This window comes from Bacillus sp. PK3_68 (genome assembly GCF_003600835.1).
In the GTDB taxonomy this organism is placed as follows: Bacteria; Bacillota; Bacilli; order Bacillales; family Domibacillaceae; genus Pseudobacillus.
In genome coordinates, this window is the sequence record NZ_NQYC01000001.1 from 2,248,967 (window position 1) to 2,273,973 (window position 25,007).

The following is a 25,007-nucleotide window of genomic DNA, read 5'->3' on the forward strand; positions in this document are numbered from 1 at the left end:
AAACAGAAACATACGTTCCTATTTTATACTTGGAATTTTCCGATTGCAAGGAAAAGTTTTACAAAATATCGAGCCAAATTTTAATAGCTGTCGCGGCAATCAGGATCGCCAGCAGCCATTGTAAAATTTTCGTATTCATTTTTTGGCCGGCTTTAGCGCCAAGCGGTGAGGCAATCACACTAGCAATAATCATAATAACGGCCGGCACGAACAGCACCTGGCCGGTCATGAGCTTTCCAGCCGTTGAGCCGATGGATGAAATAAAGGTGATAGCTAAAGAGCTAGCAATCGTCATCCGAGTCGGAATTCTCAAGATGACAAGCATAATCGGCACTAACAAAAATGCTCCGGCCGCTCCGACAATCCCCGCTCCAATGCCGACGACAAAAGCAAGACCGGCGGCGAGCCAGCCGTTAAACGTCACTTCACTCATCGGCCGGTCGTCCAGGTTCTTTTTCGGCACGAACATCATGATAGCAGCGAGTGCAGCCAACACGCCGTAGACGACATTGATGACTTCCTCTGACAATCTCTCAGAGCCAAAACCGCCGACAAAGCTTCCGAGCAGGACAGCTCCCCCCATGTATATAATCAACTTTTTATTTAAATACTCACTCTTTCGGTACGCCCAAACGCCGGCAATGGTCGCAAAAAACACTTGCACCGCACTAATCCCCGACACTTCATGAGCGGTAAAAGCAGCAAATCCAAGAAGCGGCGGAATATACAGCAGCATCGGGTATTTAATAATCGAGCCACCAATTCCGACCATTCCCGAAATGAACGACCCGATAAAACCGATGAGAAAAATAACAAGCCAATAAGAAAGATCCATTTCTACCACTCCCATATTCAATCAAGTTTTTTCTGTTTCGCCCCCCAGGCAAAAACGCTCACCAAGGAAGCGATCACTATAAGAACAGGAGTATACATAATCAAAAAATGATGCATGGGTCCATCCCTCCTATTCCATTCCTTTTACATATTGGCGGTTAAATAAAAACAGTCTCAGCAGCAGGTACAGCGCCGGAATTAAAAGCAGCAGTCCGGCAATAAACGCCACAACTAAATAAATCGCCATCGTTTTATTCGTAAACCCATCGTAGATTGTCAGCACCGGGTACAGCAGATAAGGATAATGAGAGATCCCGTATGCCAGAAAAGCGGTGAAATATTGGAGCATGACCGCTAAAAAAGCAGTGCCGTATGCCTTTCGTTTGTAAAATAAAGCAAGCGCGGTAACGAAAAAGCCGAGCGAAGCAACGAACATCCAGGAAAAATCGACCATCCGGGCGAAGTGCTCAGGGTTATGTGAACGAAGAGCATAGAAGACGATAATCGCCGCGATGACCGAAGGAGCACTCCAGCCGAGCGTGTAGCGGCGGACAAGCTGTTCAGCCTTGTAATCCTCTGCCTTCCGTGCATAATATGTTAAAAAAGCAGCCGATATAAATAGCACACTTACAAGAGAAATCAACACAACGCTCCATGAGTATGAACTCGTTAACAGCTCTGTCATTTTCAAGTGAACACCGGTGTCCGTAATGTCCAAGAATCCCCCTCGGAAATGGTTAACACTGTCGTCAGCGAAGCTGGAATTAATACACCGGTGATTCCGTATATAAAACTATAAAGCTTATTTTCTTTTGACCCGTACGTACCGAAGGCATAGTAGGAGCCGCGGATCGCCAGCAATATAATTGAAACGCTCGCTGGCACTAACAGGGCGGAACCAAAGTAATAGGCCGTCTTCGGAAAAAAGCCGACGATGCCCACAAAGAAGAAAACGAGAAACACATTCGTCACTTCCCATACCGGGGAAAGATAGCGCTGAATCATTTTGTGAAGAACATGCTTCTGTCCCGTCCAATCACTGTACAGACTAAAGAAACCAGCTCCAAAATCAACAGAAGCGACGATAACATAACCGAACAAAAAGAGCCACAACACACTGATACCTAACAACTCAAGAGACATGTAAATTCCCCCTTGCCTCTAGTTCCTCCTCTGCAGGATTGTTCTTAAACATGTTGCGCAGGACCACGACTGCCCCTACACCTAGAAGAACATATAAAGCACCGAATGCCATAATCATTGTATCCACATGAGGAGAAGACGTAGCCGCTTCCACTGTTTTCAAATAGCCACGTAAGATCCATGGCTGACGGCCCACTTCAGCGAAAATCCAGCCGACCTCAATGGCGATCAATGAAAGCGGAGCAGACAGCACAACCGCTCTCAGCAGCCATTTATTATACATCTTCTTTGGCTTCCATTTTGACAACACAACATAAGTGAAAGAAATCAAGAGCAACACCATGCCTAATGTGACCATAACATCGAACAAGTAATGAATATACAACGGCGGACGTTCATCTTCTGGAAACTCATTAAGCCCGACCACCTCCGTGCTTGGCAAGCTCCCTGCTAAAATGCTTAAAGCCCATGGAATTTTGACCGCACCGCTCACCTTTTGTTCTTCATCCAATTTCCCGAACAAAATTAGCGGGGCTTCTCCTTCCGTTTCAAAGTGCCACTCTGCGGCAGCAAGTTTCTCCGGCTGGTATTCTGCCAAGAACTTTCCGGATAAATCGCCGACAAGCGCCGTAGCGATTGAAAAAACTAATGCAGGAATTAATGTGATCCGCAACGCTTTTTTATAATAGCTATGCTTTCTGCCGCGAAGCAGATGATAAGCGGCAAGCGCCGCTAATATAAAGGCGGACGTCATGTATGCCGATACGAGCACATGCCCTACTTTCGTTGGGACGGCCGGATTAAACATTGCTTTAAGCGGTTCAACGTTCACAAACACTCCGTTGACAAGATCAAACCCTTGCGGTGTGTTCATAAACGCATTTACAGCTGTAATGAAAAAAGCGGACATGGAAGAGCCGATTACAACCGGAACAAGCAGCAGCAAGTGAAGTTTCGGATTCTTAAACCGGTCCCATGTGTATAAGTAAATCCCTAAAAAGATCGCTTCAAAGAAAAAGGCGAACGTTTCCATAAAAAGCGGCAGCGCGATTAACTGTCCCGCTTGTTCCATAAAGGAAGGCCAGAGCAGACTGAGCTGCAGCCCAATCGCTGTCCCGGTTACAACTCCGACCGCAACGGTAATCGTAAATCCCCGTGTCCAGCGGCGGGCGAGCAATAAGTAGTGAGCATCATTATGCTTCAATCCCATCCACTGGGCGAGCGCGATCATCACCGGCACGCCGACACCGATCGTAGCGAACAAAATATGAAAAGCGAGTGTCATCTCGGTTAATATACGACTATATAAAACAGCATCATATGACATATTTCCCCCTCCTAGATCATCATCAAGCTGAGTATACTACCAAGAGCTACCATCATCGCTGTCCAGAAATAAGCTGTTTCTCTTTTTTTCATCGTATCTCTTCCTTTCTACTGTGATTGATAAGAAATCGCCTTTCCCTTTCAGTATAGAAAGAAAGCGAGCACCGAGACATAGGGGCATCCCCCTATCCCTCTCGCGTTTTTGACTACTTTATGAAGGTTTGGAGCGAAAGCATAAAAAGAGGATGTTCCTATGTTGCTTTGGAACATCCTCTTGAACACGATAGCCAGCGTTCTTTAATGAATATCGGAAAAATAGTTTTTAATGCCATATTGAATCATTTCATGTTTTTGCTTCAAATCCAGCTTGTTCATAATATTCGCTTTATGATTTTCGACGGTTTTTGCGCTAATATGCAGCTTTTCAGCGATTTCTTTATTCGTATAACCGAGCACCGTCAGCCGCAAAACCTCCTGCTCTCTTAGTGTTAACGGGGAAGACGGCTTTTCTTTTTCTTTCATCATCTTGTCAATTTGCTCTTCGCTTAAGTCGGTTCGGTAATAACGGTGCCCTTGATGCACATTATAAATTGCTTCATACAAATCACTCCCTTGGCTTTTCTTTAAAATATAGCCATGGGCTCCCGACTGGATCGCCTTGCGAATATACGCCTCTTCATCGTGCATCGTTAACAGCACGACTTTCATAGTTGGCTGCTGCTGAAGAAGCTGTTTCGTTGTTGTAAACCCATCCAGTCCATTCGGCATGGAAATGTCCATCAAGACGACATCCGGCTCTTTCTGCATCGCCAGAACGAGCGCTTCGTGACCGTCTCCTGCATCAGCCGCCACTTCAATATCCGCATAGCTTTCTAACAGTAAAATGATCCCTTTCCTGATTAAATCATGATCATCAACTACCATGACTTTCATCGATCTCTTCCCCGCTTTCATCTAACATCATTTTCGCTAAAATGGTTGTTCCTTTACCCGGTGCGGATTCAATATGAAAATGGCCGTTCAGCTGCTCGATCCGCTCACGCATATGTTCTAGCCCGAGCCCGCCTTTGGCCTGTTCTAGATCAAAGCCCTTCCCATCATCATGGACTTCTACAATCAATCGCCCTTGATCTTCTACGAGCAATAAATAGACTTTTTTCGCTTCTGCATACTTCACGATATTATGAAGACCCTCTTGTATAACTCGGTAGACATTGATCTCCACTGCCGAGGGCAACCGGCCGCTAATATTGGTCTTCAGTTCAATCGATAAAGAAGAAGTGGATTGAACTGTATGGATTAACGTTTCCAACGCGGAAACGAGTCCCAGCCCGTCCAAGCTCGTCGGCCGAAGCTGGTGGGAATACGCTTTAATGTCTGACATCGCGCGCTGGAGCTCTGCCCGCACCTCATTAACATAATCATGAAGCCGCTCATCAGCCTGAATGGTCGATTCAATCGCCTGCAATGCAACAGAGATAGTGTAGAGCGACTGACTGATTCCATCATGAAGCTCATGAGCCAGCCGCTTATGCTCCCGCTCCTGCACCTCGATCAAACGCTTAATCATCATTTTCGACAGCCGGACTTCCTCTTCCTTTTGCCGCAGGGTTTGATCGCGCAATACGAGCAAATACTCTTTTTCTTGGTGGTCCTGATCCTGGTAAATCAAAGCCGTACTCATCTCGACGTCAAGCTTTTTTCCGTGGTAAACAGGCATTTGCGATAAAAAATATGGCACTTCATTGCGTGCAATTAAATAACAGCGGTTTTCGCCCGCTTCAGCCTTTCGTTCCTTACAATAAGAGCAAAAAGGAACATGCTCGCCGACCGCCCAGCCAGTGAGCCGACCGGCTGCAGGGTTCATCAGCAAGATTTCACGGTTTTGATCCATAACGATAATGCCGTCTTGAATATATTCAAATATTTGATTCAAGTATTTTGGGTCTACCGGATACTGTTCCATTGGCCTGATCCTTTCATTTTTCTTTTCCACTATTGTAAGCGAAAAACCGCCGGTGATTCACGTCTGCCGGCGGTTTCGTTTATTCTTTTATGTCGGTCCTCCCAAGGAGAAGATTGATTTCCGCTTCTTGATCAACGATATGCTTTCTTAAAACTGATTGAACAAGCAACTGTCTTGTAGGAAAGAACCGTTATTTTACGAGCTGTGGCACGTCTTTCTTCCAGCGTGAAAAGCCCCCTAAAAGGTTTTTTATCTCTTTGAATCCATTCGCCTGTAAAATGCTCGCCGCAATCGCAGACCGCACACCTGAACCGCATTGAATAAGAAGCGGCTGATCTTGCGGCACTTCCTCTAAGCGATCCGGCAGTGTGCCGAGCATCATGTGAACGGCTCCCGGAATATGTCCGGCGTCCCATTCTGATTGATTCCGGACATCCAGTACAGCCACTTCTCCTTTTTCTACTGCTTCCTGCATTTCCACAGGCTCTACATTCATATAACTTTCTAATTTAGAAGCTTGAACTAAAGCGGTTTTCACATTCATATAGCCTTCTATACGGTCGATCCCAATGGAGCGAAGCCCTATTAATATCTCAGAAAGTTGACCTTCCTCAATCAACAGATAAAGCGGGGCTTCATAGTTCACGAGCCAGCCAGCCCAGTTTGTAAATGATTTATTAAACGGAATATTTACCGTTCCTGGAATATGTTCTTTAGCAAATTCAGCCGCCGAACGCGTATCAATAACCATATCTTGCTTAAGCCATTCATGAAGGGCAGAAGCATCCATCTCTTCAACAGGCACCGTCACATTCTTCAGCAAAGCCGGACCAACTTTGTTCACATGCTTCATGATAGCGAAATACTTAGGAGGCTCAGGCTGGCCATCGAGCAAAGCTTTCACAAAAGCCGCTTCATCGTTACATTTCATTGCCCAGTTAAACATCTTTTCATAGCCGACTGTCGAGGAGGGAATCGCCCCTAATGCTTTACCACACGCGCTTCCCGCTCCATGAGCCGGCCATACTTGTAAATAGTCAGGAAGCTGCTTAAAGCGTTGAATAGAGGTAAACATTTGCTTTGCCCCTTGATCTGCTGTTCCGCTGTACCCTGCTGCTTTTTCCAATAAGTCGGGGCGGCCCACATCACCGACAAACACAAAGTCGCCGGTAAAAATCCCCATTGGACGATCGGCACCGCCGCCGTGATCTGTCAGGATAAAAGAAATGCTTTCTGGTGTGTGCCCCGGTGTATGCATCACTTCCAATGTGAGGTTTCCGACTTTAAACGTATCACCATCTTTCAACAGCTGATGATCAATCCTTTCAAGATTTTGGTATTTCCAATTTTCGTCCCCTTCATCGGATACATACATTTTTGCCCCAAACCGTTCGGCTATCTCACGAGAACCTGCCACAAAGTCCGCATGGATGTGTGTTTCTGCTGCAGCTGTCAGCTTCAGCCCTTCTTTGTTAGCCGTCTCGACATATTGTTCAATATTGCGGGATGCATCAATAACAAGTGATTCCCCTGTTTTTTGACAGCCGATTAAATACGAAGCATGAGCTAGCTTTTCATCATAAAAATAACGCAATAACATGTCCGTCACTCTCCCTGTTTTCTGCTTCTATTGAGTCTTTTTAGGCAATGTTTCAATCAGTGCTTGCACATAAGATAATACTCGCTGCACCGATGGATCTTTCATCCACTTTAATACGGTAAAGAGAGAAATATGCTGTGCATTCGCCTCTGCTTTTGCTTGTACTTCTTCCCATAGAGATTGACCTTTTTCCACTTTCTCACGAATCGGTTCTGTATATTCTTCCACACTATTTTGCAAATAAGCGATGGACTTTTCATCAGCTAATACATTTTCCACAAATCGAACAACTGTCTCCAGCTTTTCCATCAGTTCTAACAATAGAGGCAGTTTCTCCAGCAAACGAAGGGCAGCTTCCAGTGTGTTCATATCGATATTTATACCGTCAATCTTCTTTTTCACTTTTTCCATCGTATGTTCATCTTCCAGAACAGATTGTCCAAAGGTTAATAACTGGTCTGCCTGCTCTATCTTTGCTGTTAAATCGGGCAGTTTTTCAATCAGCTTTTGAAGAGAAGCCTGCACTTCCGGTTTGTTTAACTCATCGACCCAGTCCTGTTTTGAAATTGAAACCGTCATTTCTCTCCACTCCCTTCCCGCTGTTACATAATCCCTTTCAACATGCCATCCCAATACATAATGGGCAGCAAATCTTTTTTCATCATATACATACTGCGTCTTTCTTTCGCCTGATTGATCGGAAAAGATTCGCTCGGTATTTTTCCATATTTAAACTCCGCTAATACTAAGCTATTGTAGCCTGTTACAAGTGGACAAGAGCTGTACCCATCATATGCTGCCTTCATCGGCTCTTCTTTTATGAGGGCAAGCATATTTTCCGCTACAACTGGAGCCTGCTTACGGATCGCTGCGCCGGTTTTGGACGTTGGCAGATCCGCACAATCGCCAAGGGCAAACACATTTTCATACTTATGGTGCTGAAGTGTATTTGGATGAACATCGACCCAGCCTGCTTCCCCTGCTAAAGAGCTTTCACGGATAAAGCCAGGCGCGCGCATGGGCGGAGTGACATGGAGCATGTCGTATTTCACTGTTGTTTGCTTTTTCGTATCTATATTTTCAAATACCGCTTCTTTTTGGGCTGACCGGATTTCAACTAAGTTTTCACGAAAGCGGGCATCAATTTTTTTGCGGGCCACCACTTTTTCTAATGTTTCACGGTATTTCTGAACATCAAAAATCGCCGGGTTGGCCGAACCAAAAATAACGTTTGTCTGTTCTCTAAACCCCGTGCGGCTAAAATGATCTTCCGCCAAATACATAATTTTTTGCGGAGCTCCCCCGCATTTTACTGGTGTGGCCGGATGCGTAAACACGGCATTGCCGCCTTTAAATGTGCGGATCGCTTCCCACGTATAATCTGTATACTCATACGAATAGTTGCTGCAGACTCCGCCTTTGCCGAGGGCTTCTCTCAAGCCTTTCACGCCCTCCCAGTGGATTTCGATTCCAGCTGCTACAACTAAATAATCGTAAGAAAGAGACTCCCGATTCGCTAACTGAATCTTATTTTCTTCAGGAGTAAAAGAAGCAACGGCTTGTTGTATCCAAACGGCTCCTTCCGGAATAACCTCCTCCATGCTGCGTTCTGTATCTTCTTTCTTGGCTGCTCCCCCGCCAACTAACGTCCACAGCGGCTGATAATAATGCTTATCTGCTGGATCAATAATGGCTACATCGTTCGCAAGCGATTTTATTCCATTCAACAATCTAGCAGCGGTGCTAATGCCTGCTGAGCCCCCGCCAACGATGACAATACGATAGTGTTCACTCATCTTTATCTTCCTCCCAGTTAGAATAATGACAAGTACAAGCTCTGTCCCTGTGAGTAACTCTGTGCTTATATATTCATGATAGAAGATACTTATTCGTGATACTATAGGGGGTTCCCCCTATATTTAATAGAGCCAGCTTTTTCTGAAATAAAAAAACTCCTTTGTAGAAGTTGATTTGTTACTAACAAACAAATCTTCTACAAAGAAGTTTCCACTTTAACTATTAAACTGCAAGAGGGCCTTGATTTTCTGCTCTCCTCAACCATGCTGCGAATAGTTTCTATCAATTTTCCAGAATAGCCATCACTTGTTTAACGGAATGAACCGATTTATCGAGAGCAGCTTTTTCTTCAGCGGTAAGCGGCAATTCAATGATGCTTTCAATGCCTTCTCCCCCGATAATCGTCGGCACACCCAGATATAAACCCCGGTAGCCGTATTCTCCCTCCAGATAAGCAATGGATGGAAGAATTCTTTTTTTATCACGGATGATCGCTTCCGCCATTGTCACAAGAGAAGCAGCCGGAGCATAGTACGCACTTCCGTTTCCAAGCAAGTTGACGATTTCGCCGCCGCCTTTTCTTGTTCTTTCCACAATGGCTTCCAGCCGATCACTCGGGATAATTTTTTCCAATGGAATGCCTCCCGCGTATGAATAACGGACGAGGGGAACCATATCATCTCCGTGTCCACCAAGGACAAATCCAGAAATGTCTTCCACAGAGATATTTAATTCTTCGGCAACAAATGTGTTGAATCTCGCTGTATCGAGTACTCCCGATTGACCAATCACCCTGTTTTTTGGAAAATTAGTTGTTTGGTAACAAACATATGTCATTGCATCGACTGGGTTACTTAACACGAGGATAAAGCTGTCCGGGGCATATTCCTTCACCTTTTGCGAGATGGAACGCATAATTTTAGCATTCGTCGAAACCAGGTCATCACGGCTCATACCTGGCTTTCTAGCAATGCCCGCCGTAATGATCACCATGTCTGCGCCTTGAATCTCCTTATAATCAGCTGTCCCTTTAATCTTCGCATTAAACTTTTGTACAGGGCCGGCTTCCAGCAAATCGAGCGCTTTTCCTTTTGTCGGATTGCTTTGTTCAGGTGTATCAACTAGAATAACGTCTCCCAACTCTTTTTGGGCGATCATTAAAGCAGTTGTTGCCCCGGTAAAGCCTGCACCGATCACCGCAATCTTTGGACGCTTAAATGCCATGGCATTTGCTCCTTTCTACCTTATTCTTCTTTTTTAGGGGCTGGGTCAGCTTTCTTCCGATTCGTACGATTAGAAGCAGGAGCCGGCTTAACAGCAGACTTTTCTTCTATTTCAGAAGCTTGATTTAGTTGCTTTCGTCGTTGAACCATCCCATATGTTTCTTCATCCATACGGGGGATGACATGGGCAGAAACCAACTCTCCAACACGTGCTGCTGCTTCTTTTCCAGCATCAACTGCTGCCTGGACAGCGCCTACGTCTCCTTCTACGAGAACGGTAACGAGGGCACCATCAATTTTTTCCTGATTGACTAATTCAACGTTTGCCGCTTTCAACATGGCGTCTGCCGCCTCAATTGAACCAACTAATCCGCGTGTCTCAATCATTCCAATAGCTTTTGGCATCCATCCCACTCCTTTCTACTGTTGTACAATCTCAGTGGAATCGACAATTCCAATAACGACAGCGTCAATCGGAAGAGGATTGTCCGGCATAATAAATCGGGCCGATCCTCCTTCTGTAATGATCACCTGATCACCTATGCCCGCTCCAATTCTATCAGCTGCAATAATTGGTGTATGGATAGATGAACCATCAGGATGGATAGGCTGGACAAACAATAGCTTTAATCCAGTAAGTCCATCTTCTTTTCTTGTCGCCCATACATTCCCAATAACAGTTCCCATTCTCATCTCCTCACCGCCCTACTTGTCGATCACCTGGATTTTTTTTCCTAACTCACGTGCTGTGTCTTTGGCTAAAGGGGTAACGATTGTTCCTTTTCCAACACGAATCACTTCTTCATTCATTTGTTTGACTTCATGCTGAGATAAGAGCTTGCCTTCAAAAACAGTGCTTAGCACTGGCTTTTCCTGCAGCACTACAGGAGCAGCTTGGACAGGCTGCCTTTGGCCTTCAACAATTATTTCGCCTACTTGTCCAGAGCGGATAAAGCCTGCATTGGCTTCATCGGTATCGATATGCATTTCCAAGCGGTAAGAAGGCGATACACGAATAAGTACCTTTTCAAAAGTGACCGGCCGTTCTGTTTCCGCCCTGACTTGAACGTACTGGCCATCCTGCACTTGAAAGCGCTCCGCATCCTCTGGCGCCATATGAATATGTGCCTGTGCAATAATCAATCCCTCTGGCAGATAGACACTGCCTTTCGGACCGATAATGGTAATTGGAGAAGATCCTTGAATATCACCAGATTGCCGGATCGGCGGCTTAAGTCCAAGTTTGAACGCATCTGTTTGACTTATTTCCACTTGGGTAAGATGGCGGGAAGGCCCGAGTACGCGAACCCGTTCGATCGCGCCTTTCGGACCTGATAAAATAACTGTTTCTTCTGCAGCAAACTGATTCGGCTGTGACAAATCACTTTTTTTCTTCAGTGCATAAGACGGGCCGAATAAAGCAGCCAAGTGCTGTTCAGACAGATGAACATGACGGGCCGATACAGCGATTGGAATGTGATTTGGCCTTTGTGCCAGCTCTTTTCTGCCCAACTGTTGGATTACCTCTTCCACAATGGATTGAATCCATTCTGAATCCATGAGCGTTCACCTCTCCTCTTACACTTCTTTGCTTACTCTACGATTTCTGGGGCTTTTGGCAAAATAGACTCCAATTCATTATGCGGGCGTGGGATAACGTGGACAGAATTCAACTCTCCAACACGCTGAGCAGCAGCTGCTCCTGCATCTGTTGCCGCTTTTACTGCGCCTACATCGCCGCGTACTAATACGGTAACGATACCGCCACCAACATGAACTTTTCCAACTAAGTGAACACTTGCTGCTTTCACCATTGCGTCTGCTGCTTCAATTGAAGCAACTAATCCTTTTGTTTCGATCATTCCTAATGCTGTCATTTCTCTTGCCATTTTACATTCCTCCTAATTTTTATTTGCTGTATTGTTCAATGACTTTATTGACTAGTTCCGCGACTTCTTCTACATTTACTTTTGCACTTTTTCCCATTGCAGCGATCACACTTTTTACAATCTGCTCGGTATCTGCGTTTCCTGTTGGCAAGCTGGATGATGATCCTCTTCCTTTTTTCGGAAGGCTCACCTCTTTAATTCCATAGGCCATCCGCTTAATATTGAGCAAATGACGGGCTGTGATATTGTCAGAGGTAATATTGCCACCAAATGACCCGCAGCCAAGTGTCATGGACGGGGCAAGCCCGGTCGTGCCGCCGACGGCTCCAACAGAAGATAATGTATTGACTAAAATTCTGGAGACTGGCATGTCAAGGGCAAATTCTCGTGCCAATGCGTCATCTTCTGTATGAATCGATAAGCTGTGGCCACGGCCACCTAAATCCAGAAGACGGCTGCATAATTGCTTTGCCTCGGCTTTGTTTTTTGCTGTATATAGCGCAAAAATAGGGGAGAGTTTCTCTAAAGAAAAAGGCACTTCCTTGCCAATTTCGGTTTCTTCTGCGACGAATAACCGAATGGAATCGTCAATATGAATACCGGCCAGTTCAGCAATGTATTGCGGGCTTCTGCCAACAATTTTCGGGTTGACCTTGCCAGGCACCGGAGAAATTACCTTTTCCATACGGGCCTTTTCTTCTTTATTCAATAAGTAAGCCCCATTGTTTTTTAACTCGCGCAGTGTCACAGCTAAGATGCTTTCGTCCACAATGATTGCCTGCTCTGTTGCACAAATCGTTCCATAATCAAATGATTTGCTGTCTACAATCATAGACACTGACTTTTCAATATTGGCTGTCTTTTCCAGATAGACCGGCACGTTTCCAGGCCCCACTCCGTAAGCTGGCTTTCCTGAGCTGTAAGCGGCTTTTACAAGCCCTCCGCCGCCTGTCGCCAAAATTAAGTGAACATCCGGATGCTTCATCAGTGACTGAGTTGCCTCCATCGATGCGTAGGATAGCCAGCCGATCAATCCCTCTGGTGCACCTGCTCCCACTGCTGCCTGCTCGCAAACCTTCAGCGCTTCAATCGTGCATTTCACCGCATAAGGATGAGGGCTAACAACGATGGCATTGCGTGTTTTTAGCGCAATTAATGTTTTAAAGAAAGCGGTCGATGTCGGATTCGTTGTCGGAATAATAGCGGCCACTACGCCAAACGGTGCAGCAATTTCCACTACTTTCTTTTCCTTGTCTTCTCTGATGATGCCGACAGTCTTTTCATCTTTAATTGATTCATATACCGCTTTGGACCCTACTTCATTTTTTATCTTTTTATGTTCAGCTACCCCCATGCCCGTTTCCTCTACAGCCAGCACAGCCAGCTCCTGAGACATGGCGAAAGCCGCATCGGCTACTGCTTTAACAATCTGGTCCACCTGTTCCTGTGAGTAAGACATATAACGTAACTGAGCTTCTTTTGCTTTCCTAACCGCTTCCCGCATTTCCTGAATGGCAAGCAAGTCGCGATCGATTGCTACAGACATACTTTCACACTCCTTCAAGGCTTTCCCTACTTAATCTGTCAGTAGCGAAGCGGATTTTTTGCCAGTTCGATAATCGTTTCCCGAAACGCATCGGCAGCTGCTCGGCAAGCTGATTGGCTTCCTGTTAACAAGCCGCCGCCATAATTCGTTTCCGAGGGAGGTTCGAACAGTTCGCAAATATCCACATCCGCTGCCTTCAATGCTGCATCCAGCCCGTAAATTGCTTCAAGAGGCGGAGCGATTAAATAGGCTAGCGCATCTCCTTCATTAATTCCAGCTAAAGACGATAAATAGCTTCCGGTCCTTGAGACGACATGAGCGTATAATAGATGGCTTTCTTCCTCATTTAACGCTTCAAAGAAAGCGCCGGATTCAATTGTCGTCTCCACTGCTTCCAGTCCGCTTCTTACTTGCTCCGGCGTCGGTCCAGCCAGAATGCCGATCATTTCTCCAGATAATGGGCCAGACGAATAATTGGCTCCTGCATAAAAAGATTTGGCGTACACGACATCGACATCTGCGTACTTCGTCGCCTCGTCCAGTGCCGTGTAGCCAATGTCATCGCTCGTAACCGTAAACATTCCGAGGCTGCGGTGATGGCTTTTCAGCTTAAACTTTTCCGCCAAGCCTTGATCCACATTCGGAATAACCCGCACAGCGAGAATTTCAGCTTTTACACGAGGTAAGTGCATAGCTTGTTCCACCTCCTAGCCTTCTTTTTTGACGAGTGATACACCACTAGCTTGGTGTTTTAGGATTTTTTGAACGACGGTTCCGAGATAGGCACCTGCTTCAACCGGCGGAATGCCGCCTTTGTGAATATTGGAAACGACCATCCGGTCAGCTTCAATGACACCTTTTCTCGGCTTATAACACATGTAAGCACTCAGTGACTCTGCACTCACAAGACCTGGTCGTTCACCAATCAGCATAACGACCACATCAGGTGTTAGAATTTCACCGATTTCATCCATTAAAGCAACCCGGCCTTTGTCAACATAGAACGTCGTTCCTATATCGATCTTCAAGTTACTGAGCGACTGCTGTAAAGACAGGTAGACATCTTCTATATTTGCTTCCACCGCTTTAGCGCTCAATCCGTTAGAAATAACAATTTGTACCGTAGGCGAAGCTTGACAGCGTTCTTTAATTATCTCCCTCGCTTCGTCTGACAGCTGGCGGCCATAATCTGGACGACGAATATATTCTTCCTTATCCTTCACTCTCGTCTGAACAGAAAAAACGCCCAGGTTCTCTAATACATCGGGAGAGACTTCCCCGTATACCGCGTCCACTGCTGCTGCATGATCGAAACGAAACTGAAGCCATGTGCTCGTTCTTGGACGGCTGCCAGCCCGGCCAACAGCAATCCGCGATGGTGTTTTCTTGCGAAGCTCTTCAAGTTGCTGTTCCTTTTTTTCTAATTTTGCAGAATCAGAGAGCAGCTGCCTGGATACCGGATTGTCCCGCTTTGCCCGTTCCGCCTGAAGAGGTTTAAACTGAACCTTCTCCGGCCCTGATTGAACTGCTTCAGCTGGTGCAGGAGCTTTTGGCTTCTTGCTCCATAAAGAGATTTCGGGTTCTTCAGGCGGCTGTTCCTGGCTAAGCTTCTCTACAACGAGCTTCGTAATCGAAGCAATTAATTCTTCCTTCATTCCCCTCGCCCCCTATTTGAAAAATATTGTCGGATCACCTGCATATTTGCTCAGTCTGCCGTTCTCAAAAATCCCCATTTTCTCAAGCCATTCAGCAAATTCAGGAGAAGGCGATTTGCCGAGCGTCTGTCGCAATGTAGCGATGTCATGATAGCTCATTGACTGATAGTTCAGCATACAATCATCACCCATTGGAGTAGCAATAATGAAATTTACCCCCGCTGCTGTTAAGAGCACTCCGAGGTCTTCAATGTCGTTTTGATCGGCACGTATATGATTCGTATAACAAATGTCCACTCCCATTGGCAGGCCGTGCATTTTCCCCATAAAGTGGTCTTCAAGACCCGCGCGGATGACCTGCTTGTTGTTGTACAAATATTCTGGGCCAATAAAGCCGACAACCGTGTTTACAATATAAGGATTATAGTGTCTTGCAAATCCATAGTTTCTTGATTCAAGCGTCATTTGATCAATGCCGTAATGAGCTTCTGCTGATAACTCCGAGCCTTGTCCGGTTTCGAAGTAAAGACGCTCAGGACCCGAACTTGTTCCAAGTTTTTTGGCCATGTCTGCTGCTTCATGAAGGAGCGGAGCCGAGATGCCGAAGGAGCGGTTTGCCTTTTCCGTCCCAGCGATGCTTTGGAAAATCATATCAGCCGGGGCTCCTCTTTCGATGGCTTTCATTTGAGTAGTAACATGTGCAAGCACACAATTTTGTGTTGGAATCTTCCATTCCTCAATGAACTCGTGGCTCGCTTGCAACAGCCTTTTGACGCTTTCAACAGAATCGTCTACCGGGTTAATGCCGATTACCGCATCGCCAACTCCATAAGACAGACCATCCTTCAGCGAAGCAACCATTCCCTCGATGTTATCTGTTGGATGATTTGGCTGCAGTCTTGAAGCAAGTGTGCCTCGCTGTCCAATAGTAATATTACATGTAGATAAAATCTCCAATTTGCTTGCCGCATGAACAAGATCCAAATTGGACATTAACTTTGCGACGGCTGCGATCATTTCACTCGTTAGCCCCTGGCTGATACGCTTTAACTCCCTATCTCCGGTTTCGTCATCTAAAATATATTCACGTAGTTCAGCAACCGACCAGTTCTGCATGTGCTTATAAATGGGTTCATTTATATCTTTTTCAATAATGAAAGACACTTCATCTTTTTCTGCTTCAATAAGCGGATTGTTGCGAATATCAGCTAAAGTGATGTCACTTAAAACAGACTTAGCTGCTATCCGCTCTTGTACCGTTTCTGCTGCAATGCCTGCCAGCCGATCCCCGGATTTTTCCTCATTTGCTTTTGCGAAAAGATCTTTCAAATCGTTAAATTGAAAGGTCTTCCCGCCAATCGTTGTTTTAAGCTTCAATTTGCCTGCCTCCTTACTTTATGAATGGAAAGTGAGTGTTTTAATGACTACAGGCACTACTCCTGATTCAAGAACCTGGCCGATGTCCATGTAATCGCCTTGTTCCACCTCAATTTGATCGATGCACAGCACACTTTCATCCGGCTTTAACGCCTGCAATGTCTGTCCAAGAACTTTTGCATGATCACTCTGCAACGCAATAATGAACGGCTGCAGTGGGTTTGGCTTTAGCCACCGGCACCTGACAAGCTCCTGGGCAATAGACTGAACATCTCTAAATTTAAGATGCGGTAAATTAGTTAAGTAGAGGACAAAATTCTGCCCCTCGTTTCTAGGGTCATATATAGAAATGGCTTCTTCCATGCCGCTGCGCAACTTGGTTACCCCCGTTGAAGCTTCCCCTTCAAATGAAACTTCAAAGACCGGAAGATTTTTTTGAGGAAGCTGACTGCGCTCTACTTGAATGGTAGCTCCGCTAATATCAGTCGTTTGCGTCCCTGCTCCAAGAACAGTCGCCCGCACTGTTTCATCTGGCCTTCTCCACTCATAAAGCTTCAGGCTCTCTTCCTTCATCATCGCTTGGGCAATCTCTATGCCGATATCATCATAAACAGCAGGAGAAGCAGTTGGATCTTCTATTTGATACATGCACTCTGATACGCCGCCAGAAAAAATAATCGCGTCAATCTCGCCGGCCCATTGCGGAGGATGGCCTAACAAGAGAACTTCATCCCCGCTTATCATCGACTTGTTCAACACCCTTCCGATGACCGCTGCCATGTATTCTGTCACCTTATGAATATCAGGATGGTCTTTATTGTCACCCTCTTGCAGCGACCAGCCTTCCTGTCGGATCAGCCTTTCAACAGGTGGGGAAATGCTATGAACCTTTTTATCTTTGAACTCAATAAGTCGACCACCGATGTGAAGTGTGCACGTACCTGCCAGCTTGCCATCTTCATAGACAGCAAGATTGGCCGTTCCACCTCCAATGTCAATGTTAGCCACTGACTTCCCTGTTCGCTTCGAGTAGTTATAGGCTCCCGAGCCTTTAGCCGCAATGATGCCTTCTAAATCTGGACCAGCAGTTGCCACTAAAAACTCCCCAGCTACAGCAGACAAGTGATGAACCGTTTCCTCTGCGTTTTGCTTTGTAGCCGTTTCTCCGGTAATAATAACAGCGCCTGTTTGAATGTCATCTGGTTTTACACCCGCTTTCTCGTACTCGCTTTTCACGATGCTCTCAACTGCGTCCATATCGATGACTGTGGAGGACACTAACGGGGTCCGGAAAATCGGACTGCGGTATAGAACTTCTTTATCGATGATTTCAATTCTTGGCACGTGTGCTCCGCCGGCCATATTCATGAGCGAAAAACGGCTGATTACTAGTTTCGTTGTGCTTGTTCCCATATCAATGCCGGCACTTAGCAACGTTTCTACATGGGATGCTTGGCTTTTCACACTTTTGCACCACCTTAAAAAACAAAAAACGCCCCTGAGAATCCGTTTGCAACGAATTCAACAGAGGCGCCTTTGCCTGTTTCTATACTTTTGTGAATGTAATATGTTAAATATAACTAAAAAGTCATCTGTTGTAAAGGTTTTCACCTGAAAATGAAATCAAGCTGCTGGTGTGCAGCGGCATACTCCTTCATTTCCTCCAGGGAGCAGCAGGCAGCAAGATCTCGTAATACATCGATGTTTTTTCCGGAAAGGGCGGATGTCACAATAATCGGCCCTTCCGCTATCGCTTGCTTTAGTTTCTGAATCGTGCTTTCTATATTAGCAGCAGGATGATCTGCTTTCGTAATCACCCCTACCGGCAACTTAGGAATTCCAGAGCTAAATCCTGGAGGGAACACCATTTTATCTCCTGTAGCATCCTGAATATAAAAGACGTGTGTCACTTCTAAAGCTGTCGCCATGATATTTTTATAGAATAAAGGATTCTCAGTATATTCACCAGGTGTATCTACTACCCAGTCATGGTAAACAAGAGCCTGCGTCTTCACCGCTTTCACTGGTTTATTTAACAAAGCATTGGTTAACGTAGATTTGCCTGCTCCGATGGAACCGATTAACATGATTCTATTTTTCATTCCACACCTCTCCTCACGATTTGGTTATTGGTGAAGAAGTGTAACCGAGCTGTTCGGAAAGAAAGCGATTAATTTCAATCATAGCCATTTCCACTTCCGACACACTGCCAACGATGACTAAACTGCCTGTAAAACGATCGAGAAAGCCAATCGACACACTGGCGGCCTTCGTAGCAAGGTCACCGGCGATGATGACTGTCTCGCTTGGCGTCAACGTCAGTATCCCTAAGGCGCCCGCTTCCTGGATCCCGAGCTTTGTATACATATCGGGGTCCGGATTGGCAATTAAGTGGCTGAGTGTTATTTGCTTGCCAGGAACGAATTCCTGGATAAATCGTTGTTTCTCTTCACCCATTTGTCTTCCTCCTATTGTGCTGTTTCTTGCGTTTGTGTATTCCCATCTACCACTACTTCTCCCTCTTCTAAATATTCACCCGGGCGGATCGTTCCGTTTGCACGGTCCTCTTCTTCCAGACGAAGGGCAGTCGGTACCGATAACCAGTAAGCCAGACCAATAGCAACGACCCCTGCAGAAATCTTCCCGATAAGAACAGGTAAAATTAAATTAGGCTGAAAGTTAGCTGTGAAAGATAAGTGATCACCTAAAAGAAAGGCTGCACAAACGGCAAAGGAAATGTTGATCACCTTGTCTTTTGGTCTCATGTAACGAACGAGCTGGAACATGGCCAATATATTGGCAATCGTCGCAAGCAGACCCGCGCTTCCGGTTGAACTAAGCCCAATTTTTCTGCCACCTGCTTCTAACGGCTTAGCTGCATATTTACGAAGCAAATATACCATTGGGAACGCTCCAGCCAGCATGATGCCAATGTACCCTGCTGTTTCTAAAGCACGGAATTGGTCTTTCTTATCAGCCATGATTGGATCAAAGCCCCATACGCCGAATAAAGTAGAGAAAAGACCAGTAAAGATTTCGACGATAGAGAAGACTAAGACAAGTTTAATTGCTGCATCCATCACTTTCCCAAAAATCATAAAGCCGCGAATCATTGCTTTTGGGAAGAATTTCAGCCCCGCTGCAATGGCCACTACAAAAATGAGCAACGGCAATAAATTCACTAATATTTTACCGTAAGATAAAGCAAACTCGTAAGTCGAATTACTAGTTGTATCAATGACATCACGAACTTTCGTATTAAATAAAAGCGTTAAGGCACTGGCGATAAATGCTCCAATCGGGATCGTTAATACTCCTGACATCACTCCGAGTGCCATGTATTTATGGTCTCGTTTATCCAGCATGGCAAGCCCCATTGGAATTGAAAACACAATGGTCGCGCCTGCCATGTAGCCGACGATCATAGCCATGATCCATCCTTCATATGTTTCCTTTAGCACGCTTGCTAATTGGTAGCCTCCCATGTCCGTTGCCAATATGGCAGTAGCTGCGAGAGCTGGATCCGCTCCGACAGAATTAAAAAGTGGCCCAATCACTGAATCAATAAATCGGGACAAAAATGGAATAGAGGCCATAATACCTGCAGCCGGGACAAAAATATGGCCGACAGTATGAAGGCCGTTCATAAATTCTTTTCCAAGCCCTTCCTCTGGATTGCGAATAGCTGCAAAAGCTCCCAGCACGGCACAGGTCATGATAATATACACGACAATATTTCCAATCATGCTCATATAACTCGCTCCTTTTTTAATAATTTAAATAAAATGCAATAAAAAAACAGACCCCTCCCGGTGGTTTCATACCATCGTTAAGCGTCTGTGCTTAATTATTTATTCACTTGTCATTAGACCTCTTTATATTTAGCAATAATTTTATCAGCTGTCTGGTTCATCGACAACCGGTGTTTCATGCTGAATTTCCTCATTTTCTGGTAGGCCTCTTCTTCGGAAATCACCAAGTTTTTCATGAGCAGCCCTTTCGCTCTCTCGACAAGCTTGCGTTTTTCCACCTGCTCATTCGCTGCTAAAATTGCTTCCTGCATCGATTTCATCTTAGCAGCCTGGTTCAGTGCCACTTCAACAGCTGGCAGCAAGTTCATCTCGGATACCGGCTTGACAAGATAGCCAACTACATTTGCCTGCTTGGACTTTTCCACAAACTCTCTTTGACTATAGGCGGTCACTAAAATAATAGGAACATCCAGCTTGCTGGAAATAATCTTCCCTGCTTTTAATCCATTTAATTTAGGCATTTTAATATCCATAATAATCAAATCCGGCTTGAGTGAAAAAGCTAGCTCCACCGCCTTCTCCCCGTCACCTGCTTCTCCGACTACTTCATACCCGTTATCTTGCAAAATAGAGGAAATATCTAAACGGATAAGCGACTCGTCTTCCACTAGTAAAATCCGTTTACTCATACTCTTTTACTCCCTCCTGCTCCAGTGTAAATGACACGATGACAGTGGTTCCTTGTGAGGAGGACCCGATATAATATTCTCCGGATAAATCATGCTCAATTAAGTTCTTTACAATATCTAATCCCAGTGACCGCTTTACTTCTTTCTTCATCCCCACTCCATTATCGGCTACCGTTAACGTGATCTTGCCATTCTGTTCAGTAAAGTTCACATCAATTGTTCCGGAAGTACGGTTTTTAAATGCATGTTTAATAGAATTTTGTACTAGCTCATTCACAACAAGTGCAATCGAGACAGCTTTTTTAGAATCAGCTAAGATCGGCTCTCCGCGACAATTCAACTGAAAATCCGCTTGGTCACAGCCGCCGTTTTGAATGATCATTTGGGCAATTTTGTTTGACAAGCCGACAATGTCTACTTCATCATCGTCCACGTTATCATTTGCCAAAATAATTTCATAAACAGAAGCAATGCTTAGCACGCGGTTCAAGCTATCCGTTAAATAGCCTCGACTTTCTTCGGATACGCCTTTCCTGATTTGCAGTCGCAGCAAGCTCGCTACTGCCTGCAAGTTGTTTTTGACCCGATGGTGAATTTCTCTAATGACGACGGATTTAACAACGAGCTCTCTTTCTTTCATGCGCAAGTCTGTTACATCACGAATAAGGATCAACATGCCCGTCACGTTGTCATCCTTGTAGATGTCTACTTTTTTTACCTCTAAAAAGAATTTAGATACTTGAATTTCCTTAATTACAAGGTCCTTATTAGAATGAATGACGGGTTGAATAAAAGGCAGGACCTGCTCTGCCGGTTCTCCTTCACACTTATCTAAGTTATAGACCTCAGTAATGAAACTTTTGGCCGATGGATTTGCATAGACTATTTTCATAGAAGAATCCACAAGGATAAAGTGCTCCTTCATAATATCTGACAAGGCAGGACGCTCATGATCCGTGCCGAAGAACAGCTCCCATAACATCTCGGTTGCATGAGAAAGCGATTTCATCTCCTGCACTTCCTTAGGATCATGCTCCTCTTTAATAAGCATGCCAATCACTTGGTTATCGTCATTTTTAATAGGGGCCACACTTTGTTTTACAAAAATCCCCCTTTGTGTCACGGCTTTATTAAAGAGAATGCTTTTTCCTGCTCTCATAGCCAAAAATACACTAGGCTCAAATTGCTCATAGACCACTGTACCAACATACGGCTCATGATAGAGCGTTTCACCAGTAGAAGGAGAAGCTTCCGCTACAACAATCGCATTAGTGGGTTCTTTCATCTGACAATCTATGAAGACATTCGTTCCTGTTAAATCGGCAATCAATTGAAGCTGCCGTGAAACTTCCTCAATCTTTTCGATATCCCTCTTGCCTAACAAAGTATGCTCGCGGCACAGCCTGCCAACTTGAGAACAATTTAACAATAGGACACAACCCTCTATTCCACCAATATTTATAAAATTCCAAATAATTATCCACAGTATAATTTAAAAATTAAGCAAGTGTCAATCATCCATTTTTAAAAAACTGACAAAATATGATGGGCTGTTTTTTTGAATTTCTTCCTTATAAAAAGAAGATCCCCCTTCTCTCTTCTTTGCTGATAGTCATTCAAGCCTATAGAAACCTCTCCATCTGCGCCATAAATTCGCAAATACTCCAAAAAACAACAAAATATTATAAAACTATTTTATTACAAAAAATCATATATTTCCAGTTTTTTCGTACAGAAGACACCAAATGGCCATTCCTGTCGATTATGTAATTATTAGCATCCGCTATAAAAATATACCTTTATAAAAATACTTATGGAAAAGGAGAGAGCAATGAGATTTGAAAAAAATCGCCGTTATTTAAAATAGTTTTTCATTGTCAGATACTCTCTTAAAAACCGGCGCCAATATCTTCCGTGTATGTGATCTTTCTTAAACGGCCAGCACAATATTTGTGAGGAACTATGTTATTAGAGGACTTTTCTCCACTTCACATCACTTCGTTAACTTGCCATCATTAAAATCCCCATATCTCCCCACGAATCTTACTATTGCTGATTGGAAACAACAGGTTAGCCGGGTCGATCTTAAAATATGATCCCGGCTATGCTTGTCTTGACCCGGGAATACGAGGATGCGCGCTTCCTAAAAGGAAGATTCAATGCCAAATTTTAATGAAACAGTGGCTCAGTTTACTCCCATGATTCATCATGTTATGAACACTCTGCACATCTATAAGGATAGAGATGAATTTATCCAAATCGGAAAAATTGCTCTTTGGCAAGCACAACAAAAATTCGATGAAAGCAAAGGCTTGTTTTCTAATTATGCTTATGCCTATATGAAAGGCGAGATGAAGAAGGCGATGACAAAAACCAACCAAATAGAAGAACGGCACGTGTATCCCGATGATCTTTTTTGGGAAGCAAGAGTAGATGAACAAGAGGAGAAATCACTTGAATTAGAATTATTGCTTTCTTATACAGAAGGCTTGAGCACAAAAGAAAAAAACTGGATTATCTATACTTTTTATTACCATTTGACTGCAAAAGAAATAGCTGCCCAAGAGAACGTATCTCTGTCCGCCGTCAAAAAGTGGCGCAAGCAAGCCATCGCAAAACTAAAAAGCAAAGGCTCCAGCCTGCTCACTGATTAAATAGCAAAAAGCTGGAGAGCAAGCTCTCCAGCTTTCTTCATGCGCCTGGTCTTTATTTTGCAACCGAATCCTTTATTTCTTGAATTGCAGTTTATTGCTGACAGCACCGAACAGCTTGGAAAAATCATCGGCGAGCTCAAATTTTCTTCTGACAAGATTACAAATATTATTGCCATAGTCAAACAAATGGCCGAGCAAACCAACTTGCTTGCTCTCAATGCTTCCATCGAGGCAGCACACGCTGGCATACATGGCAATGGCTTTGCCGTAGCGGCTCAAGAAGTCCGCAAGCTAGCTCAGCAATCCAAACAATCTGTCGAACAGATCACTACACTCGTTTACAATTCGGCTTCATTCACAAATCAGGCCGTTAGTACGACGGCCGACGTTAAACAAAAAGTTTCTCTCGGTTTAGAGAACTCGGCCCAAACCCAAAAGAAGTTTCGGCAGATTCTTTCGGCAATCGATCAAAATGACAAACACATTAATCGAGTGGAAGCAGATGTAACAGAGCTTATCCAAATTATTCATGCAATCAGCGGCGATACCCGCAAAGTAGCCGTAACTGCTGAAAGCCTATACCAAACGGCCAGTACCCTGTAAAATCAAAATCCTTCAAATGTTAGACACTTGAAGGATTTTCGTATTACCTGCTTATCGAATTCCACGTTTCCTTCACTAAACTGGAGAAGGTTTGAATGGGCCATTCCTTTTCCCGGCTTTTACGGTAAACGATAGACGTGTTGAGCTCTCTTGAAAAACGATGAAGAACCGTTAATGTTCCATCTTTTATTTCTTTTTCAACAGTGGCTGAGCCTAAAAGGCACACACCTATTTGATTGAGGACAGATCGTTTGATCGTCTCTTCACTGCTGCATTCAATAAGGGAAGGAGGAGAATAATTCATCTCCTCAAATAGTTTTTCTGATATGGCTTCCAGATTTTTATCGATTAAGATGGGGGAATGCTCAAGCACATGAGACACTCCCAACTTTTTCAATAATTCTGTTGAGGCAACAAATAAGAGAGCCTCTTTATCAATAATGACTGATTCAATGCCAGGAAGCTGATACTCAACCCCGACAATACCAATGTCCGCCTTCTTGTCATGAACCATCTTGATGGCTTCAACACTATTACAGGAAACCAGCTTAATATTGACCTGAGGATACCGGCTGACATAGTCTCTCATAATCAAATATAAATAGTGAGCACAATAAAATTCCGGGCTGGCGATAACAAGATTTCCCTGGAACTTATCTAGTTTGTTTAAATCCTCTTTCATCTCTTGCAGTTGAGTAAAAATCCTTTCTCCATGTTTCTTGAGCAGCTTTCCCGCTGGAGTTAGAAATGTTTTATTCCCTGAACGAGAGATTAAGGAGTGGCCAAGCTCTTCTTCTAATGCCTTGATTTGAATAGTAACAGTGGGCTGTGTATAGCCCAACTGTTCAGCTGCCTTCGAAAGATTCAATTGTTCAGAAACCACCATGAATGTTCTTAAATTTCTTAATTCCATCCTTCAGCACTCACTTTTCCTATCATAATGATTCATTTTA

26 protein-coding genes and 1 pseudogene are annotated in these 25,007 nt (G+C 44.5%); 2 read left to right on the forward strand and 25 right to left on the reverse strand.

All coding sequences use genetic code 11. From position 1 onward, the window contains the following. Window positions 1–58 precede the first annotated feature (58 nt). The 24 genes and pseudogenes from CJ483_RS11570 to CJ483_RS11680 all read right to left on the reverse strand — a co-directional run bounded on the left by CJ483_RS11570 (window position 59) and on the right by CJ483_RS11680 (window position 22,226). Window positions 59–835 carry a sulfite exporter TauE/SafE family protein gene (locus CJ483_RS11570; protein WP_120037972.1) on the reverse strand — a complete coding sequence of 259 codons (777 nt, stop codon included), beginning with the start codon at window positions 833–835 and terminating at the stop codon, window positions 59–61. A gap of 17 nt (window positions 836–852) precedes the next feature. Further along, window positions 853–951 (reverse strand): cytochrome bd oxidase small subunit CydS family protein, encoded by a 99-nt coding sequence (gene cydS, locus CJ483_RS25760; RefSeq protein WP_445324260.1) that lies wholly within the window; start codon window positions 949–951, stop codon window positions 853–855. A gap of 13 nt (window positions 952–964) precedes the next feature. Further along, window positions 965–1,977: pseudogene (locus tag CJ483_RS11575) on the reverse strand (cytochrome d ubiquinol oxidase subunit II). After that, window positions 1,967–3,304 (reverse strand): cytochrome ubiquinol oxidase subunit I, encoded by a 1,338-nt coding sequence (locus CJ483_RS11580; RefSeq protein ID WP_120035091.1) that lies wholly within the window; start codon window positions 3,302–3,304, stop codon window positions 1,967–1,969. Before CJ483_RS11580 ends, CJ483_RS11575 begins: the two are co-directional and overlap by 11 nt. A gap of 296 nt (window positions 3,305–3,600) precedes the next feature. Further along, window positions 3,601–4,236: a response regulator gene (locus CJ483_RS11585; protein WP_120035093.1), complete on the reverse strand. Its 636-nt coding sequence runs from the start codon at window positions 4,234–4,236 to the stop codon at window positions 3,601–3,603. Further along, window positions 4,217–5,269, reverse strand: coding sequence for a PAS domain-containing sensor histidine kinase (locus CJ483_RS11590; RefSeq protein ID WP_120035095.1), 1,053 nt, complete (start codon window positions 5,267–5,269; stop codon window positions 4,217–4,219). Before CJ483_RS11590 ends, CJ483_RS11585 begins: the two co-directional genes overlap by 20 nt. Window positions 5,270–5,459: 190 nt before the next feature. Next, window positions 5,460–6,869: an MBL fold metallo-hydrolase gene (locus CJ483_RS11595; RefSeq protein ID WP_120035097.1), complete on the reverse strand. Its 1,410-nt coding sequence runs from the start codon at window positions 6,867–6,869 to the stop codon at window positions 5,460–5,462. Between the two features lie 27 nt (window positions 6,870–6,896). Continuing rightward, window positions 6,897–7,448: a helical membrane plugin domain-containing protein gene (locus tag CJ483_RS11600; protein WP_120035099.1), complete on the reverse strand. Its 552-nt coding sequence runs from the start codon at window positions 7,446–7,448 to the stop codon at window positions 6,897–6,899. Window positions 7,449–7,471: 23 nt separating this feature from the next. Then, entirely contained in the window at window positions 7,472–8,665 is a 1,194-nt protein-coding gene (locus CJ483_RS11605; RefSeq protein ID WP_120035102.1) for an NAD(P)/FAD-dependent oxidoreductase, read from the reverse strand. Between the two features lie 283 nt (window positions 8,666–8,948). After that, window positions 8,949–9,890 carry a malate dehydrogenase gene (mdh, locus tag CJ483_RS11610; protein WP_120035104.1) on the reverse strand — a complete coding sequence of 314 codons (942 nt, stop codon included), beginning with the start codon at window positions 9,888–9,890 and terminating at the stop codon, window positions 8,949–8,951. Window positions 9,891–9,910: 20 nt separating this feature from the next. Further along, window positions 9,911–10,294, reverse strand: a complete 384-nt coding sequence (locus tag CJ483_RS11615; protein WP_120035106.1) for a BMC domain-containing protein — start codon at window positions 10,292–10,294, stop codon at window positions 9,911–9,913. Window positions 10,295–10,309: 15 nt separating this feature from the next. Beyond that, complete coding sequence (locus CJ483_RS11620) at window positions 10,310–10,582, reverse strand: EutN/CcmL family microcompartment protein (RefSeq protein ID WP_120035108.1); 273 nt, start codon at window positions 10,580–10,582, stop codon at window positions 10,310–10,312. A 12-nt stretch (window positions 10,583–10,594) separates the two neighbouring features. After that, window positions 10,595–11,449 (reverse strand): phosphate propanoyltransferase, encoded by an 855-nt coding sequence (gene pduL, locus CJ483_RS11625; RefSeq protein WP_120035110.1) that lies wholly within the window; start codon window positions 11,447–11,449, stop codon window positions 10,595–10,597. Window positions 11,450–11,481: 32 nt separating this feature from the next. Next, the gene (gene eutM, locus CJ483_RS11630; protein ID WP_041095247.1) at window positions 11,482–11,778 is read right to left on the reverse strand and encodes an ethanolamine utilization microcompartment protein EutM; all 297 of its coding nucleotides are present in this window, start codon (window positions 11,776–11,778) and stop codon (window positions 11,482–11,484) included. Between the two features lie 19 nt (window positions 11,779–11,797). Then, window positions 11,798–13,324 carry an aldehyde dehydrogenase family protein gene (locus CJ483_RS11635; RefSeq protein WP_120035112.1) on the reverse strand — a complete coding sequence of 509 codons (1,527 nt, stop codon included), beginning with the start codon at window positions 13,322–13,324 and terminating at the stop codon, window positions 11,798–11,800. Between the two features lie 38 nt (window positions 13,325–13,362). Continuing rightward, window positions 13,363–14,016 (reverse strand): ethanolamine utilization microcompartment protein EutL, encoded by a 654-nt coding sequence (gene eutL, locus CJ483_RS11640; RefSeq protein WP_120035114.1) that lies wholly within the window; start codon window positions 14,014–14,016, stop codon window positions 13,363–13,365. A gap of 15 nt (window positions 14,017–14,031) precedes the next feature. Continuing rightward, window positions 14,032–14,979 (reverse strand): ethanolamine ammonia-lyase subunit EutC, encoded by a 948-nt coding sequence (gene eutC / locus CJ483_RS11645; RefSeq protein WP_120035117.1) that lies wholly within the window; start codon window positions 14,977–14,979, stop codon window positions 14,032–14,034. Window positions 14,980–14,991: 12 nt separating this feature from the next. After that, window positions 14,992–16,356 carry an ethanolamine ammonia-lyase subunit EutB gene (locus tag CJ483_RS11650; RefSeq protein WP_120035119.1) on the reverse strand — a complete coding sequence of 455 codons (1,365 nt, stop codon included), beginning with the start codon at window positions 16,354–16,356 and terminating at the stop codon, window positions 14,992–14,994. An 18-nt stretch (window positions 16,357–16,374) separates the two neighbouring features. After that, window positions 16,375–17,820, reverse strand: a complete 1,446-nt coding sequence (locus CJ483_RS11655) for an ethanolamine ammonia-lyase reactivating factor EutA (RefSeq protein ID WP_259455624.1) — start codon at window positions 17,818–17,820, stop codon at window positions 16,375–16,377. Window positions 17,821–17,963: 143 nt separating this feature from the next. Next, a complete protein-coding gene (locus tag CJ483_RS11660; protein ID WP_120035121.1) occupies window positions 17,964–18,458 on the reverse strand; it encodes a EutP/PduV family microcompartment system protein in 495 nt (164 codons plus the stop codon). A 13-nt stretch (window positions 18,459–18,471) separates the two neighbouring features. Next, complete coding sequence (gene eutS / locus CJ483_RS11665) at window positions 18,472–18,813, reverse strand: ethanolamine utilization microcompartment protein EutS (protein ID WP_120035123.1); 342 nt, start codon at window positions 18,811–18,813, stop codon at window positions 18,472–18,474. Window positions 18,814–18,824: 11 nt separating this feature from the next. Continuing rightward, window positions 18,825–20,108 carry an ethanolamine utilization protein EutH gene (gene eutH, locus CJ483_RS11670; RefSeq protein ID WP_120035125.1) on the reverse strand — a complete coding sequence of 428 codons (1,284 nt, stop codon included), beginning with the start codon at window positions 20,106–20,108 and terminating at the stop codon, window positions 18,825–18,827. Between the two features lie 113 nt (window positions 20,109–20,221). Further along, window positions 20,222–20,797, reverse strand: a complete 576-nt coding sequence (locus CJ483_RS11675) for an ANTAR domain-containing response regulator (RefSeq protein WP_120035127.1) — start codon at window positions 20,795–20,797, stop codon at window positions 20,222–20,224. Next, complete coding sequence (locus CJ483_RS11680; protein WP_120035129.1) at window positions 20,790–22,226, reverse strand: sensor histidine kinase; 1,437 nt, start codon at window positions 22,224–22,226, stop codon at window positions 20,790–20,792. Before CJ483_RS11680 ends, CJ483_RS11675 begins: the two co-directional genes overlap by 8 nt. A gap of 730 nt (window positions 22,227–22,956) precedes the next feature. On the opposite strand from CJ483_RS11680, the gene CJ483_RS11685 reads away from it, so the two are divergent. After that, window positions 22,957–23,451 carry a sigma-70 family RNA polymerase sigma factor gene (locus CJ483_RS11685; RefSeq protein WP_120035131.1) on the forward strand — a complete coding sequence of 165 codons (495 nt, stop codon included), beginning with the start codon at window positions 22,957–22,959 and terminating at the stop codon, window positions 23,449–23,451. A gap of 39 nt (window positions 23,452–23,490) precedes the next feature. After that, complete coding sequence (locus CJ483_RS11690) at window positions 23,491–24,054, forward strand: methyl-accepting chemotaxis protein (RefSeq protein WP_120035133.1); 564 nt, start codon at window positions 23,491–23,493, stop codon at window positions 24,052–24,054. A 43-nt stretch (window positions 24,055–24,097) separates the two neighbouring features. Here CJ483_RS11690 and CJ483_RS11695 read toward each other — a convergent pair whose 3' ends face one another. Next, on the reverse strand, window positions 24,098–24,967 hold the full coding sequence (locus CJ483_RS11695; RefSeq protein WP_120035135.1) for a LysR family transcriptional regulator: 870 nt from the start codon (window positions 24,965–24,967) through the stop codon (window positions 24,098–24,100). Between the last annotated feature and the right edge of the window lie 40 nt (window positions 24,968–25,007).

Bases quoted from the DNA above. Each gene is read 5' to 3' on its own strand.
- CJ483_RS11675 (WP_120035127.1), bottom strand. From the start codon at position 20,797: ATGAGTAAACGGATTTTACTAGTGGAAGACGAGTCGCTTATCCGTTTA.
- CJ483_RS11660 (WP_120035121.1), bottom strand. From the start codon at position 18,458: ATGAAAAATAGAATCATGTTAATCGGTTCCATCGGAGCAGGCAAATCT.
- CJ483_RS11570 (WP_120037972.1), bottom strand. From the start codon at position 835: ATGGATCTTTCTTATTGGCTTGTTATTTTTCTCATCGGTTTTATCGGG.
- CJ483_RS11695 (WP_120035135.1), bottom strand. From the start codon at position 24,967: ATGGAATTAAGAAATTTAAGAACATTCATGGTGGTTTCTGAACAATTG.
- pduL (WP_120035110.1), bottom strand. From the start codon at position 11,449: ATGGATTCAGAATGGATTCAATCCATTGTGGAAGAGGTAATCCAACAG.
- CJ483_RS11590 (WP_120035095.1), bottom strand. From the start codon at position 5,269: ATGGAACAGTATCCGGTAGACCCAAAATACTTGAATCAAATATTTGAA.
- CJ483_RS11580 (WP_120035091.1), bottom strand. From the start codon at position 3,304: ATGTCATATGATGCTGTTTTATATAGTCGTATATTAACCGAGATGACA.
- mdh (WP_120035104.1), bottom strand. From the start codon at position 9,890: ATGGCATTTAAGCGTCCAAAGATTGCGGTGATCGGTGCAGGCTTTACC.
- CJ483_RS11635 (WP_120035112.1), bottom strand. From the start codon at position 13,324: ATGTCTGTAGCAATCGATCGCGACTTGCTTGCCATTCAGGAAATGCGG.
- CJ483_RS11585 (WP_120035093.1), bottom strand. From the start codon at position 4,236: ATGAAAGTCATGGTAGTTGATGATCATGATTTAATCAGGAAAGGGATC.
- CJ483_RS11690 (WP_120035133.1), top strand. From the start codon at position 23,491: ATGCGCCTGGTCTTTATTTTGCAACCGAATCCTTTATTTCTTGAATTG.
- cydS (WP_445324260.1), bottom strand. From the start codon at position 951: ATGCATCATTTTTTGATTATGTATACTCCTGTTCTTATAGTGATCGCT.
- CJ483_RS11595 (WP_120035097.1), bottom strand. From the start codon at position 6,869: ATGTTATTGCGTTATTTTTATGATGAAAAGCTAGCTCATGCTTCGTAT.
- CJ483_RS11620 (WP_120035108.1), bottom strand. From the start codon at position 10,582: ATGAGAATGGGAACTGTTATTGGGAATGTATGGGCGACAAGAAAAGAA.
- eutC (WP_120035117.1), bottom strand. From the start codon at position 14,979: ATGAAGGAAGAATTAATTGCTTCGATTACGAAGCTCGTTGTAGAGAAG.
- eutL (WP_120035114.1), bottom strand. From the start codon at position 14,016: ATGCACTTACCTCGTGTAAAAGCTGAAATTCTCGCTGTGCGGGTTATT.
- CJ483_RS11615 (WP_120035106.1), bottom strand. From the start codon at position 10,294: ATGCCAAAAGCTATTGGAATGATTGAGACACGCGGATTAGTTGGTTCA.
- CJ483_RS11685 (WP_120035131.1), top strand. From the start codon at position 22,957: ATGCCAAATTTTAATGAAACAGTGGCTCAGTTTACTCCCATGATTCAT.
- eutS (WP_120035123.1), bottom strand. From the start codon at position 18,813: ATGGGTGAAGAGAAACAACGATTTATCCAGGAATTCGTTCCTGGCAAG.
- eutM (WP_041095247.1), bottom strand. From the start codon at position 11,778: ATGGCAAGAGAAATGACAGCATTAGGAATGATCGAAACAAAAGGATTA.
- eutH (WP_120035125.1), bottom strand. From the start codon at position 20,108: ATGAGCATGATTGGAAATATTGTCGTGTATATTATCATGACCTGTGCC.
- CJ483_RS11600 (WP_120035099.1), bottom strand. From the start codon at position 7,448: ATGACGGTTTCAATTTCAAAACAGGACTGGGTCGATGAGTTAAACAAA.
- CJ483_RS11605 (WP_120035102.1), bottom strand. From the start codon at position 8,665: ATGAGTGAACACTATCGTATTGTCATCGTTGGCGGGGGCTCAGCAGGC.